Annotated in this window: 14 protein-coding genes and 1 pseudogene; 7 read left to right on the forward strand and 8 right to left on the reverse strand. The window is 63.2% G+C overall.

Features of this window, described 5'->3' with window-relative positions; genetic code table 11:
• Positions 1-54: 54 nt before the first annotated feature.
• The 5 genes from CCONF_RS07700 (at position 55) to CCONF_RS07720 (ending at position 5,850) form a co-directional block, all read left to right on the forward strand.
• Positions 55-612, forward strand: coding sequence for a TetR family transcriptional regulator (locus CCONF_RS07700; protein WP_290222373.1), 558 nt, complete (start codon positions 55-57; stop codon positions 610-612).
• A 31-nt stretch (positions 613-643) separates the two neighbouring features.
• Complete coding sequence (glgX, locus tag CCONF_RS07705) at positions 644-2,815, forward strand: glycogen debranching protein GlgX (RefSeq protein WP_290222376.1); 2,172 nt, start codon at positions 644-646, stop codon at positions 2,813-2,815.
• Between the two features lie 27 nt (positions 2,816-2,842).
• On the forward strand, positions 2,843-4,153 hold the full coding sequence (locus tag CCONF_RS07710) for a 3'-5' exonuclease (RefSeq protein ID WP_290222377.1): 1,311 nt from the start codon (positions 2,843-2,845) through the stop codon (positions 4,151-4,153).
• A gap of 71 nt (positions 4,154-4,224) precedes the next feature.
• On the forward strand, positions 4,225-4,860 hold the full coding sequence (locus CCONF_RS07715) for a hypothetical protein (protein WP_290222379.1): 636 nt from the start codon (positions 4,225-4,227) through the stop codon (positions 4,858-4,860).
• 24 nt (positions 4,861-4,884) lie between these two features.
• Positions 4,885-5,850 carry a GTP pyrophosphokinase gene (locus CCONF_RS07720; protein WP_290222381.1) on the forward strand — a complete coding sequence of 322 codons (966 nt, stop codon included), beginning with the start codon at positions 4,885-4,887 and terminating at the stop codon, positions 5,848-5,850.
• A 1-nt stretch (position 5,851) separates the two neighbouring features.
• Here the strand turns inward: CCONF_RS07720 and CCONF_RS07725 are convergent, their stop codons facing one another.
• Genes CCONF_RS07725 through ilvA form a run of 4 tightly spaced genes read right to left on the reverse strand, consistent with a single transcriptional unit; the run spans position 5,852 to position 8,416 of the window.
• Entirely contained in the window at positions 5,852-6,238 is a 387-nt protein-coding gene (locus tag CCONF_RS07725) for an RNA-binding S4 domain-containing protein (RefSeq protein ID WP_290222382.1), read from the reverse strand.
• Positions 6,239-6,241: 3 nt separating this feature from the next.
• Complete coding sequence (locus CCONF_RS07730; protein WP_070769540.1) at positions 6,242-6,481, reverse strand: hypothetical protein; 240 nt, start codon at positions 6,479-6,481, stop codon at positions 6,242-6,244.
• 16 nt (positions 6,482-6,497) lie between these two features.
• Positions 6,498-7,142 (reverse strand): YigZ family protein, encoded by a 645-nt coding sequence (locus CCONF_RS07735; RefSeq protein ID WP_290222386.1) that lies wholly within the window; start codon positions 7,140-7,142, stop codon positions 6,498-6,500.
• Positions 7,142-8,416, reverse strand: coding sequence for a threonine ammonia-lyase IlvA (gene ilvA, locus CCONF_RS07740; RefSeq protein WP_290222389.1), 1,275 nt, complete (start codon positions 8,414-8,416; stop codon positions 7,142-7,144). Before ilvA ends, CCONF_RS07735 begins: the two co-directional genes overlap by 1 nt.
• A gap of 189 nt (positions 8,417-8,605) precedes the next feature.
• On the opposite strand from ilvA, the gene CCONF_RS07745 reads away from it, so the two are divergent.
• On the forward strand, positions 8,606-8,956 hold the full coding sequence (locus CCONF_RS07745; RefSeq protein WP_290222391.1) for a hypothetical protein: 351 nt from the start codon (positions 8,606-8,608) through the stop codon (positions 8,954-8,956).
• 193 nt (positions 8,957-9,149) lie between these two features.
• Here CCONF_RS07745 and CCONF_RS07750 read toward each other — a convergent pair whose 3' ends face one another.
• The 4 genes and pseudogenes from CCONF_RS07750 to CCONF_RS07765 all read right to left on the reverse strand — a co-directional run bounded on the left by CCONF_RS07750 (position 9,150) and on the right by CCONF_RS07765 (position 11,750).
• Positions 9,150-9,842: an HNH endonuclease signature motif containing protein gene (locus CCONF_RS07750; RefSeq protein ID WP_290222393.1), complete on the reverse strand. Its 693-nt coding sequence runs from the start codon at positions 9,840-9,842 to the stop codon at positions 9,150-9,152.
• Complete coding sequence (locus CCONF_RS07755; protein WP_290222394.1) at positions 9,812-10,039, reverse strand: hypothetical protein; 228 nt, start codon at positions 10,037-10,039, stop codon at positions 9,812-9,814. The genes CCONF_RS07750 and CCONF_RS07755 overlap by 31 nt, the downstream gene beginning before the upstream one ends.
• Positions 10,040-10,142: 103 nt before the next feature.
• Positions 10,143-10,535: pseudogene (gene mobF, locus CCONF_RS07760) on the reverse strand (MobF family relaxase); the annotation flags it as partial.
• Between the two features lie 705 nt (positions 10,536-11,240).
• Positions 11,241-11,750 carry a hypothetical protein gene (locus CCONF_RS07765; protein ID WP_290222397.1) on the reverse strand — a complete coding sequence of 170 codons (510 nt, stop codon included), beginning with the start codon at positions 11,748-11,750 and terminating at the stop codon, positions 11,241-11,243.
• A 272-nt stretch (positions 11,751-12,022) separates the two neighbouring features.
• Between CCONF_RS07765 and CCONF_RS07770 the strand changes: the two genes are divergently transcribed.
• The gene (locus CCONF_RS07770) at positions 12,023-13,366 is read left to right on the forward strand and encodes an IS256 family transposase (protein ID WP_290222401.1); all 1,344 of its coding nucleotides are present in this window, start codon (positions 12,023-12,025) and stop codon (positions 13,364-13,366) included.
• Positions 13,367-13,445 lie beyond the last annotated feature (79 nt).

Consider the following 13,445-nt stretch of genomic DNA (forward strand, 5'->3'; position numbering starts at 1 on the left):
TGTGAACGCGGGGCTTCTGGCCCGCGCAGCGCCGGCCCGCTAGACTGGGGCACCGTGCAGTTATCCCGCGAGACCATCATCAAAGCCGCCCTTGACCTGCTAGATACCTACGGACTGGCAGACACCACCATGCGGCGCGTCGCGGGGTCCTTGGGGGTAGCCCCCGGCGCGCTTTACTGGCATATTTCCAACAAACAGGGCCTGATTTCCGCGCTTTCCGATGCCATCCTGGCACCCCTGTCCGGCACCTCCCCCGCCGAACTCAGCCTGAGCCTGCGTGCTAACCTGCTGGCCCACCGAGACGGCGCCGAGGTCGTTTCCGCCGCTTTGTCCCAGCCACATTCGCTGGCCTGGGAGCAGCTCGTGGCGCGCTTCAAGGCCGCGCTGGGCGCCGCCGGCCACGGCGCTGACGATGCCACCCGCCAGCTCGGGGCCGAGTCGTTAGTCCACCTAGTCCTGGGCTCTACCACCCTGGAACAGTCGCTGCTGCAATTCCAGGCGGCCACCGGTAACGAGGACGCCGAGGACGGCGCAGATCTCCAGGCCGGGGCTGCCGAGCTCGCGCGGGCGGTGGACATCGTGCTGGCGGGCATCGATTCGCTTGACAGGTGAAAGCGCCCGGTTGGCATTAAGCTAAGCAGCCATGAGCGCAACTCACCGCCCTCAGATCACCCAAGTTTGGCCCGGCTCCCCTTCGCCGCTGGGCTCCACTTTCGACGGTTCCGGTACCAACTTCGCCCTCTTTTCCGAGGTAGCCGACAAGGTAGAGCTTTGCCTTATCGATGCCGCCGGCCAGGAAGAGCACATCGAACTCACCGAGGTCAGCGCCCACGTCTGGCACTGCTACCTGCCGTATGTCTCGCCCGGCCAGCGCTACGGCTACCGCGTCCACGGCCCCTACGACCCCGAGGCCGGCCTGCGCTGTGATCCCTCCAAGCTGTTGGTGGACCCGTACGCCCGCGCCTTCACCGGGGAATTCGACCGGGACGCCGCGCTGTATTCCTACGACATCCACGCCGAGGAGCCCGGCACCGGACGCAACACCTCCGACTCGCTCGGCCACACCATGTACTCGGTGGTCATTAACCCCTTCTTCGACTGGCGCGGGGACCGCCGCCCGCACACCCCCGAAAACGAAACGGTCATCTACGAGACCCACGTCAAGGGCATGACCATGCAGCACCCCGGCGTCCCGGAGCACCTGCGCGGCACCTACGCCGGCATGGCCCACCCGGCGGTGACCGACTACCTGCGCGACCTCGGCGTGACCGCCGTGGAACTCATGCCCGTCCACCAGTTCCTCCAGGACGACCGCCTGCGCGAGCTGGGCCTGCGCAACTACTGGGGCTACAACACCTTCGGCTTCTTCGCGCCGCACCAGGACTATGCCTTCGCCCGCAAGCCCGGCGAGGCCGTGGCCGAGTTCAAGACGATGGTGCGGGCCTTCCACGCCGCCGGCATCGAGGTCATTTTGGACGTGGTCTACAACCACACCGCCGAGGGCAACCATATGGGCCCGACCATTGCGTTTAGGGGCATCGATAACCAGGCCTACTACCGCCTGCACGATGACAACCCCGAGTACTACATGGACTACACCGGCACCGGGAACTCGCTTAACGTGCGCCACCCGTCCTCGCTGCAGATGATCATGGACTCGCTGCGCTACTGGGTCACCGAGATGCGCGTCGACGGCTTCCGCTTCGACTTGGCGGCCACGCTCGCGCGCGAGCTCAACGACGTCGACAAGCTGGCCACCTTCTTCGACCTGGTGCAGCAGGATCCGGTGGTCAGCCAAGTCAAGCTCATCGCCGAGCCCTGGGACGTCGGCCACGACGGCTACCAGGTGGGCAACTTCCCGCCGATCTGGAGCGAGTGGAACGGCAAGTACCGTGACACCGTCCGCGACTTCTGGCGCGGCGAGCCGGCCACCCTCGGCGAATTCGCCTCCCGGCTGACCGGTTCTTCCGATCTCTACGGCAACAACGACCGTCGCCCGACCGCCTCCATCAACTTCATCACCGCCCATGACGGCTTCACCCTCGCCGACCTAGTTGCCTACAACGACAAGCACAACGAGGCCAACGGTGAGGACAACCAGGACGGCGAGTCCTTCAACCGCTCCTGGAACCACGGCGCCGAAGGCCCCACCGACGACCCGGACATCCAGCGCCTGCGCCGCCGCCAGCAGCGTAACTTCCTGGCCACGCTGCTGCTGAGCCAGGGCACCCCGATGCTTAGCCACGGCGACGAATTCGGCCGCACCCAGTCCGGCAACAACAACGCCTACTGCCAGGACAATGAGATCGCTTGGATGGACTGGTCGCTGCTGGAGCAAGAGAAAAACTCCGAGCTCTACGGCTTCACCAAGCGGCTGATTGGCATCCGCCACCGCCACCCGGTCTTCCGGCGCCGCCGCTTCCTGGCCGGCGGCCCGCTGGGCACCGACGCGCGCGACCGCGACATCGCCTGGCTCGTACCCTCGGGCAAGCTGATGACGCAGGACGACTGGGACCACGGTTTCGGTAAGTCCCTGATGGTCTACCTGAACGGCAACGCGATCAGCGAGCCCGATGCCCGCGGCCAGAAGATCGTCGACGACTCTTTCGTGATGATTTTCAACGCCCACCACGAGCAAATCGAGTTCACGCTGCCCACCCAGGATCTCGGCGCGAAGTGGAAACTGGTGGTCGACACCGCACACCCCGGCGGGTACCCCACCGAAGAAATCCTCATCCCGACAGCGGGTACCATCGATGTGCAACCGCGCTCCACGCTGTTGCTCAAGCAGGTGGAGCCGCCCGTTCTCGATTAGTTCCTGCTTGGAAAGGCCCTGATTTTAGTGTCGGTTAAAGCCCACGGCGCCCTCGTCGATGTCACCGCTACCAGCGTGGAGATCCACCACTCCGTACTGTCGCTGAGCCTGGGGAAGCCGGCCACTACCTCGGTCCCGCTCGCCGACATCAGCGGGTTAAGCGTGCACGAGCCCACCGCCACCGCGCAGGGCTGGGTGGTGTTGGAGGGCACGGACGTAACCATCCCCGTCGACCCGCACCAGGACGCCGAGGCCATCCGCGCGCTGATCGCCGCCGCCCAAAGCGGCGAGCACGACCCGGGCGTGCCGGGGCTGGATTTCACCGCCGTCGACGTCGAAACCGCCAACTGGCATTGGGGGTCTATCTGCCAGGTGGGTGCGGTCCGCTTCCGCGACGGCCGCGAGACCGAATCTAGGACCTGGCTGTGTCAACCGCCGGCTAACTGGCCCGACTTCGACGACGTCAACATCTCCATCCACGGCATCACGGCCGCCGATGTCGCCGATGCCGCCCCCTTTGCCACCGTCGCCGCCGAGCTGGTGGACTTTGTAGGCGGCGACGTCTTCGTCGCGCACAACGCCCAGTTCGACTCCAGCGCCCTCCACGCCGCCCTGCAGGCCACCTCCAGCGACATCCCCGACTGGCAGCTGGCCTGCTCCCTGGCGCTGGCGCGCCACTGCTCCGCCCGCGGGGTCCTCGACGTGGCCAACCACAAGCTGCCCACCGTCGCCGCGGCGTGCGGGATGGAGTCCTTTAGCCACCACGACGCCTGCGCGGATGCCCGCGCCGCCGGGGTCATCGTCGCCGGCCTGGCGCAGAAGCTGGGGCTGACTGGCGGCATCGCCGGCCTCTTCGACGGGTGCGGCTTCCGCCTGGGGGCGCTATCTGCCGAGCAGGTCATGCCGGTCCTCCAAGACAACGTGGCGCCGACGTCGGCGGCCGACCTGGGAGCGGGCACGGATTTCCGCTCGCAGACCCGCGAGTCCGGGGCTCGCCGCCCCGCCCCCTGGAAGACCGTCGCCACGCCGGAGACCATCCCCGAGCCCAACCCCGACGCCGACCCGCAGGGCCCGCTTTACGGCCAACACGTCACGCTGACCGGCGACTTCGAGCCCTTCGACAAGGGCCAGCTGTGGTCCGCCATCGCCGAGCGCGGCGGGGTGATCGGCAAGAACGTCACGAAGAAGACCACCCTGCTAGTCGTCGGCACGTGGGCGAAGAAGACGTCCAAGGAAAAGCGCGCCGAGGAGCTGCGCGACAAGGGCCAGGACATCACCTTCTGGAGCGCCAACGAGCTCCTCGATGCCGTGGGGTTGAGCCACCAACCGCCGTTTTAGGGAACCGCTGCGGCCGCGGCACAGTCTAACTACTCGTCAGGGATTCCCGCCGACCTGTCAGGAGAGTAGTCGTGACCACCGCCATCCATCCCGCCACGCACCCGGAGCTGAGCTTGGACGGACTCCTGCCCCGCTTGGTCCGGCAGCGCTGGACCAGTAATACCGGCCTGTCCGACGACGGCTTCTGCGACTCCGTGGCCACCCTGCCGCTGTCGCAGAACTGGTCGATGACCCTGCGGTGCCAAACCTCCGACGGCGGCATCAACGTCAGCCAGCGCGGCTTGGACAAGCTGGGCGTATCCATCCAACACGCGTGGGACTTCGCCGCCATCAACCTGGCGGAGGCCTCCCGCTCCGAGTACGGCACGCAGTTCTGGATGCGGCCGGCCAGCGCGGTCCTCGGCCCCGGATGCCCCAATGGCGTGCAGGTGGCCACCTCCCGCTACCCCATTAGCTCCTGGCTGGCCCACCCGCGCGCCTTCCTCCTCCTCGACGAGCACCTGCGCAACATCCTGGCCGCCGAGCGCCTGGTCTACCTCGTGCCCGACCCGGTCACGGTGCTTGCGCTGGCCGGGGTAAGCCACCAGGAGGCCACGGCGTGGGCGCGGCGGGCGCAGGAAACGAGGCCGCGGCATCGGGTGCAATTGTCGTCGGTGCCGTTACTATTGGTGCAGGGGTTTCCGCAGGACTACTGCCTCGACTTTTAAGCATTTAGAGAAAGGAGCCGCCCCGTGGCCCGCTTGGGCAACCGCTACCACGACTGGAACCGGCAGCACCCTCACGCCGCCGCAGACTTCCATGCCGCCATCGAAGAATTGCTCAACGATGCCGGCGTTATCTTCGATCACGTCTCCGCCCGCGTGAAGAGCTGGTCCTCGTTCAAGGCGAAGGCGAAAAAGCGCAACGCCGACGGCCAGCCGGTCTACCCGCACCCGTGGGAGGATATCCACGATCTGGTCGGCGTTCGCGCGACGGTCTTCCACTCCACCGCCATCCCGCAGGCCATCGACGTGTTGAGCGAATCCTTCGAGGTCCTGCGCTCGGTCGATAAGGCGGCGCAGACGCGGATTTCGGGCGGCTTCGGCTACGGCTCGCACCACCTGGTGCTGCGGGTGACCGACGCCATCGAGGAGCTGGCCGCCTACCGCGGCTTAACCTTCGAGGTGCAGGTGCGCACCGTCCTGCAGCACGCCTGGGCCGAGTTCGAGCACGACATCCGCTACAAGCAGGGCCCGAACCCGCCGTCGCCGCAGGTGGACCGTCTGTTTACGCTGGCGGCCGGGCTGATCGAGCTCGCCGATCAGCAATTCGACGAGATCGCCGCCCTCAAGAGCCCGCGCACCGAGACCACCGAGGACGTCGTGGTCACCGCGGAGACGCTGCCGGGTATTCTCACCATGCTGCTGGGCTCGCGCTTCCCGCGGTCGCGCTCGGATCACTACCGCTGGCTGGCGGAGCTACTCGAACTCAACGGGGTGACCACCGTGCGCCAGCTCCAGGAACTGCTCAACGACGAGGACATCGCCTCCCTGCAGGAGGCATTCCAGTATCGCTTCCGCCCCGGCCATATCCGGCTGGTCGACGATCTCCTACTCAACCGCTTCGGGCAGGCGCACATCGATGCCACCGCGCACACCGGCAACCGCGCCGATCGCGCCAAGCGCCTGCGGGGGCGCTTAAAGCAGCTGCGCGGCTAGGCTAACGGAATCCGCCGCGGAATTTCTCCATCTGGCGGCGCTCCCGCTTGGTGGGCCGGCCCGCCCCCTTCGCGCGGACGGGAACCGACGGCTGGAACTGCCGCGGCGGGGGCGGCGGCGCGTGGTCGGTGTAGCAGGTGCGCGCGACCGGCGCCCCGACGCGCTTACGCACGGTGGCTAGCACCTCGAGGTCGTATTCGTGGTGGTCCTTCCACACGCGGACGCGGTCGCCGGGGACGACCTGCTGCGCGGGCTTGACGGCCTCGCCGTTGATTTTGACATGGCCGGCCTTGACGGCATCGGCGGCCGCGGAGCGGGTTTTGAACATGCGCACCGCCCAGACCCACGCGTCGATGCGAACCGGCCTACCAGCCGGCTGATTATCCATGAATTAGTAGTTGTTGTAGTTCTGGTTGATGATCTTGCGCACCTTGAGGAAGTTGGCGGCGCCACCGACGACGGCCACCACCAAGCCGAGCACTAGCCAAAAGCCCGGATTGCCGAACAGGATTGTCATCAGAACGCCGCCGCCGACCCCGGCGCCCACGGAGATGAGGCCGTTGCGGGAGTGCTTGCGGACTGCTTGCTTGCGCGCTTCAATCGGATTGTTGGGACGTCGCTGCATGGTCATGGGTAGGTATTCTACCTCACGTACCAGGTAACTCCACCCAGGCTCGCCCGTCTGCCCGCGGGGCCACGCGCCCTTGCGTCAGCGCCGCCAGCTCGGCTTCCAGCCCGTCTCGGCCGCCGGGCTCGCAGGCCAAGGTGTAGGTCACCGCGGCGCCGTACTGGGTGTCGCGGACGTCGTAGCCGCGGGCCCGCAGCTCCGCCTCGAGGCGGCCGGCCTCGGCGTGCTCCACCTCGATCGTGTACAGCTCCCGCTGCGCGCGGGTCACGCGATCTACTTGCGCGACGGCCTCGCTGAGCGTGCCGCCGTAGGCGTGCACCAGCCCGCCGGCGCCCAGCTTGATGCCGCCGAAGTAGCGCACCACCACCGCGCACACGTCCAGCATGCCGCTGCCCTTGAGCACGTCCAGCATCGGTTTGCCTGCGGTGCCGGAGGGCTCGCCGTCGTCGGAGGACCGCTCCGCCGGCTGCGCCCCGTTCTGGTGGTAGACGTAGGCGCTGCAGTGGTGGCGGGCGTCCGGGAAGCGCTCGCGCACGTCGGCGATGAAATCGCGCGCCTCGTTCTCATTTTGCGCTCGCTTAACGAGTGCGATGAAGCGCGAGCGCTTGATTTCTACTTCGTGCTCGGTGACCTTTCCGGCCGCGGGCAAAGGGTAGTGCTCCATTAAGACACCAGGAATTCGTACTCGGGGGTGCCGGGCTCTAGGCGCTGGCACTTAATCCGCGACTCCTCCATCCGGGCCAGCAACCCCGGCAGGCCGACGGCCTCCCCAAGCTGCAGCCCCACCAGCGCCGCCCCGGTCTCCCGGTTGTTGCGCTTGAGGTACTCGAACAGCGTGATGTCGTCGTGCGGGCCCAGGATCTCCTCCAAAAACGCGCGCAGCTGCCCGGGCTCTTGCGGGAAGTTGACCAAGAAGTAGTGCTTGAGCCCGCGGTGGACCAGGGAGCGTTCCATGATTTCGGCGTAACGCAGCACGTCGTTGTTGCCGCCCGAGATGATGCAGACGACGGTGGAGCCGGCGGGGGCATCGACAAGCTGGAGGCCGGCCACGGACAGGGCACCGGCGGGCTCGGCGATGATGCCTTCGTTCTGGTACAGCTCCAGCAGCTCAGTGCAGACCGCGCCCTCGGAGACCGTGTCGCAGCTAACCCGCTCGCGGTTGTGGCTGACGATCTCGAAGGGCAGCGAACCAATGCGCCCGACGGCCGCGCCGTCGACGAAGGGATCAATCTCGTCGAGGGTGACCGGCTCCCCCGCCCGCAGCGCCGCGGTCAGCGACGCCGCTCCCCCCGGCTCGATGCCGTAGACCTGGGTACGCGGGGACATGTCCGCCAAGTAGCTGACGATGCCACCCAGCAGACCACCGCCGCCCACCGGGACGACGACCGCGTCGAGGCTACGACCCTGGGCGGACAGCTGCGAGACGATCTCCGCGGCGACGGTACCTTGTCCGGTGATCGTGTCGCGGGCATCGAATGGCTCGATCATGGTCGCACCGCGAGCTTCCGCGTCGGCACGGGCCGCGGCGGCCGCCTCGTCGAAGTTGGCGCCCACGACGACCAGCTCGACCGCGTCGCCACCGTGAACCTTGATGCGGTCGCGCTTCTGCTTCGGAGTGGGGCCGGGCACGAAGATCTTGCCCTTGATGCCCATCGTGCGGCAGGCATAGGCCACGCCCTGGGCGTGATTGCCCGCCGATGCCGCCACTACCCCGCCGGCGCGCTGCTCCTCCGACAGGTTGGAAATCGCAAAATAGGACCCGCGAATCTTGTAGGAGCGCACGTCTTGCTGGTCTTCCCGCTTGAGGTAGACCTCGTAGCCCGTAATCTGCGACAGACGCGGGCAGTAGTACAAGGGTGTGGGAGCAATCTCGGACGAAATGCGGGACTGGGCCAGCTGGACGTCGGATGCTCGGATGGGGTCGAAGTTTTGCGTCATGTCGGTTTATTCTAGCGGGCCGGTTGGCACCCGTCGCGCAATACCTATAGTTTGACAGACAATCCCCAGCGCCGGGGTGCCCTGGACCACTTTTGCGACCACATGGGTAGACATCTCCAAACAACCTGGTAAATTCATCTGAGGATATTTAGCACCGTTGCTCTCGTCTTGTTTTTAAGGAGTTCCACCATGCGCCGTACTCGCCTTACCACCACCCTTGTCGCTGCCGCCGCCGTCACTTTTGGTCTCGTCTCCCCAGTCGCCATGGCCGACGAGGCCACGGACATCTGGGCAGCCTCTTCGACCGCTACCGAAAACCGCGCTGGGGGTGACGGCGGCTCCGAGGACGAGGAGCCCGATACCATGTTCGGCTCCAGCGTCGAGCAGACCGCAATGTTCAAGGAAGTCATGTCGTGGGGCTCCGTGGTGGGTGCGCTCCTGGCAGCCATCGTTAAGGCCACCGTGATGATCGCCCAGATCAACCCGGCTATTCTCAACCCGCTCAAGGATCTCCTGAAGCAGGCCGGCGTTAAGTTCTAGGGACTTAAGGCACGCCGAGTAGGCGCTACGGACGTGGTCCGTGGCGCCTTTTCGCGTCTTTTGGCTGGGCTTTGCTTGTGGCCCGGCAGTCGTGGGATTGGCTGGTCTTTCCTTACAGCTCGGTTGGTTTTATGCCAGCCCCGCGGCGGGTTTTATGCCCGCCGCCCCCGTGTCAGCCGTCAGCCGTCAGCCGTCAGCCGCTGCTCCAGGGCGGGTCCCACGTCACCCTGCCATCGCGGCGGTTTATCCTGCCGTGCCTGGGGTAGGCGGGGTCGTCGTCGTTCCATGAATTGTGGAACTCGCACAGTAGTGTCAGGTTCTCCTGGTTGGTCTCACCGCCGTCGGCCCAGGGGTGGATGTGGTGGACCTGGCACTCATCGGCTGGTTTCCTACAGTTCGGCCACGCACACGTGGTGGTCTCGGCTTTGGCCATGTCCTTCTGCTTCGGTGAGGCGTGGCGCTGGTAGCGGTACTGGTTGACCGGGCCGCGCCTAGGGTCCACCAGCGTGGCCAGGCCCGCGTCCAACAAACATTGGCGGACGTAGTCGGCCCCGGTCATGGTTGTTCCGTTGGTCAGCTGCAGGGTGATCTCATCCCCATCACCGGCAAGGATTCTCACCCAGTCAGGAAGGGAGATCACCACGTGGGTGGCCTTCCGCTGCTTGTTCAGCCCGCCGCAAAACAAAGCCTCGACATCCGGGATGGTTTTAATTGAGGCCCAGAGGTCTTCCACCAACTCCGGATCACCGGTGACCGAAAAAGTACTCGGTCCATCCTTGCGACGGGTGACTCGTACGCCCTCGGCTGGTGGTGCCGGGCGGTTAAGCTCTAGGACCTTTTGGTTGGCTAGGCGTCTTAGCTGTTTGGTGGTGCCGGGGTGTTGCACAGTTCGATGAGCATGGCCCAAGCCTCGCCCTTATTACGCACCCGGCGGAAGGCACTATCCAGGACCAGCAACGTATCCAGGTGGTGTCCCTGGGCGGCGGCCGCTTTCCTCGCGGCGGCTCGCTTGCGCGTATACGTGGTGTGCCCGAAGAAGGTCTGGCAGGCACGGTAGTGCGCGGCCGCGGCAACATCCGACATGACAGCCTTCAAAGCAGGCAGGCTCAACTGGCGGCACAGGCCCCACGTCGCCGAACTCCACACCGAGTTTCTGGCTCAAGATTTCACGCACCGTGGCTTGATACACCATGCCTGCCGCGCGCGCCTCGTGGTACAAACTCACCCCATCGAGCGTGCGCACTTTACCGTCGCGGCATAGCTGTTTATTCGCCAACAACACGTGTGAATGCACATGCGGGTCGCCCGCACGTGAAGTGCGGTGCTCGTATTTCACGCCCGAAATACCCGCCAACTTTTCGACAATAAGACGCTTTCCCGTCGGCTCTTTTACTTGCTTTCGCGTGTAGCTGGCATGCTCCGACAAGTAATCCAGCGCCTGGGATACTGCCGCCTGGTGGGCTTCATCGACGATGCCACGCACGGCAGAATCTGCGCCCATCCCCCACAACAAGGAGACAGATTTCGGCGCGCAAAACGTCAGATCGAAACCTGGAACACTATCCTTTCGCGGAGCATTTCCAAGCCCCGCACCGCTCGGAGCGACCGCCTTATTGAACCAATCCTCAACCGTTTTCCCCGCACGATCGCACCATCTTCAGCGCCCAAAAATGCCGAAACTTCAGCCATGTTTTCGCCCCGAAGCCACACCGAAGCTGGCTGCTTTCCGTCCTCGGAATAGTACGAATCCGTCCCCCGATTCTCATCAACCGTGGACTGATAATAGGCCACGGAGTGCGCACCCATCTTCGCGATAGTCAGCGCTCCGACACCTCCTGTCAATCACCACGGTGACCACCTGGGCACCCCATTGGGCAACTTGTTGCAAATGTACCATATCCTAGAGCGCTTAGCGCTCGTAGAGCGTGGTCAGCATAGAAAAGCCGCCGAGTTTTCGGCGGCTTTTGGCTGTGTCAGGTAATCGCTATCCTCCCGGGCAATCTGCCGAGATTCCGTGGTGGCCTCGGGAAAAAGCACGTACAGGGCGGGGCTGTCGGGCACGAAAAATTCAGGGGCAAGCGTGCGGCGCAGCCGTACGCGCGGCAGCGCCAGGTGTCGACGCAGACGGCGACGGCGGCTGACTTGGTTATCGCTGACTTTGAACGCGGCTAACGCCAGCCAGCGCGCCCGCCCCGTCCGGGGCGCTCTATGCGCTCTTGAGCGTCGAGCACATCACCCAGGCGTGGTGCAGGCGTCTCAGAACGCGGAGAATCGCTGGGGCTACTTAGGTCCGATCCCCTTCCAGGTCAAGGAAGCTGAAATAGGGGACATCCTCAACAGTTTCTCCAACAATCCCGAAGACCCTATTGCTGATTTTGTCGAGATCTTCCTCGTTCTTTTTTCGGACAGGGAAAACAAACTCTTGCTTTATTACGTAAGCTCGAAGATCCTCAAAATCGCCCCTACCTGCTGCTTCGATAGCTAGATTATAGTCGTCTTCTTCGGTTTCCACTGCAACGGGAGAAAAGTCATCCAATTCGTGAAATTCTTGAGCGAAGGAACTTTTAAACCGCTTTATCAGCCTTTCAAGTTCCGGTTGAGAGCAGTACAAATGCAGCTCTTCAACGAATTTCTGCTCAACTATTCCGTCCTCGAAGGAGTTTGCCGTCATGAAGAAACCTTTTCGCTCGCTATCCGCAGTCGCTATTAGCCTAATGATCGCCCTTTCCGGGGCGCAGGGAACAGCCAGCGCTACCCCAGCCACTTCCTTAAGCAGCGTTCCACCAGAAATCACACCCTATGCTGTCTACCGAGTGCAAGTTAAGTGTCCTATCGTCAACCTCCGCAATGAAGTGGAGTGCCTTAGGTTTTTAGGTCCGGGTGACTTGAGTGTTGTCCATTGATGCCCTTCCTGTGGGTGGGGAGAATGGATGAATGGTGAAGAAGTTCAGTAAACACACTCCCGAGCAGATTGTTCGCAAGCTGGATAAGGCTCGAGAACTCAGAATCGAGAGTGTCTGATGGTTTGTGTGTGGGAACCTAACCCGCATGAGGAGATGGACCAGAATGACTACTGTGACGAGACGAGATCCGGCTGATAAGGCCAAGATTGATGCGATTGAAAAGAAGCTGCTTGCTAACCCTGAAATCGCGAAACTCATTGATGACCTAGGCACATCGACAACGGATGCCAATGACCTAGTTCGGGGCATGCTACAAGCCTCGATTACTAGGGGATTAAACGCTGAGATGGATGCTCACCTTGGCTACGAGTCCGGCGATAGAGCAGCTAAAGCTGCAGCTGAGACAGACAATCACCGCAACGGAACCTACCCAAAAACCGTGGATTCTAACTACGGGCCAGTTACCGTTGATATCCCTAGGGATCGGGCTGGAACATTCTTGCCGACTATGGTCCCTAAAGGCTCGAGGCGTTTGACCGATGTCGATGACATGATCATCAGCTTGTATGCCGGCGGGATGACCATTAGGGATATCCAGCACCACATGGCAACTGCGATGCGGGTTGATATTTCCCATGAGACGATTTCTGCAGTTACTGACGCCGTCTTGGATGAAGTCATGGTSTGGCAAAACCGCCAGCTAGACGAGTTCTACCCCGTGGTGTTCCTGGACGCGCTGCGTATTAAAGTCCGCGACGGCGGCCGGGTTGTCAACAAGTCCGCGTACATGGCAATCGGCGTGGACCTCGACGGCATCAAGCACATTTTAGGATTGTGGATCGCCAAGGAAGAAGGCGCTTCCTTCTGGGCGCAGGTGTGCTCTAACCTGGCTAATCGTGGGGTCAAAGACGTCTTTATTGTCTGCTGTGACGGGCTGAAAGGCCTGCCTGAAGCAGTCGAGGCAACGTGGCCGAACTCGATGGTGCAAACCTGTATCGTGCACCTGATTCGTGCCGCGAACCGGTGGGTAGCCTACGGGGATCGTCGGGGTGTATCGGCGGCGTTAAAAAAGATTTACACCGCTGCGGATGAACCCACAGCCCGTGCTGCTTTGGACGAATTTGAAGCCTCTGAATTGGGAGAAAAGTATCCCCGCTCAGTCAAGGTCTGGCAGGACGCGTGGGGCCGGTTTGTCCCGTTTCTGCAGTTCCCGCCAGCGGCCAGAAAGGTTATCTATACGACGAATTCCATTGAGTCGTTTAACAACGAGCTGCGTAAAGCTACTCGCAACAGGGTGCAGTTCACCAACGATGAATCAGCGCTTAAAACACTGTGGTTGATGATCTGCAATATTGAAGACAAACGAGCTGCAAAGAGGGCGAAGCAGGGCAAACGAGTCTCAAGAACAGCCGGCAGGCTTATGGAAGGAGCCCGGGTTTCCGGCTGGAAACAAGCCATCAATCAAATGGCCGTGGCCTACCCCGACCGCTTCGACAAATACCTATAAACCCAGCCCCACACACAAACAACTTGACACGCTCGCACGCGTCAACCCCCACAAGGGCACAAATCCGCGCCTGTGGATA

It is taken from the genome of Corynebacterium confusum (genome assembly GCF_030408715.1).
In the GTDB taxonomy this organism is placed as follows: Bacteria; Actinomycetota; Actinomycetes; order Mycobacteriales; family Mycobacteriaceae; genus Corynebacterium; species Corynebacterium confusum.

Coding starts and splice junctions, on each gene's coding strand:
- glgX (WP_290222376.1), top strand. CDS start 644: ATGAGCGCAACTCACCGCCCTCAGATCACCCAAGTTTGGCCCGGCTCC.
- CCONF_RS07725 (WP_290222382.1), bottom strand. CDS start 6,238: ATGGATAATCAGCCGGCTGGTAGGCCGGTTCGCATCGACGCGTGGGTC.
- CCONF_RS07730 (WP_070769540.1), bottom strand. CDS start 6,481: ATGACCATGCAGCGACGTCCCAACAATCCGATTGAAGCGCGCAAGCAA.
- CCONF_RS07735 (WP_290222386.1), bottom strand. CDS start 7,142: ATGGAGCACTACCCTTTGCCCGCGGCCGGAAAGGTCACCGAGCACGAA.
- ilvA (WP_290222389.1), bottom strand. CDS start 8,416: ATGACGCAAAACTTCGACCCCATCCGAGCATCCGACGTCCAGCTGGCC.
- CCONF_RS07745 (WP_290222391.1), top strand. CDS start 8,606: ATGCGCCGTACTCGCCTTACCACCACCCTTGTCGCTGCCGCCGCCGTC.
- CCONF_RS07755 (WP_290222394.1), bottom strand. CDS start 10,039: ATGTCGGATGTTGCCGCGGCCGCGCACTACCGTGCCTGCCAGACCTTC.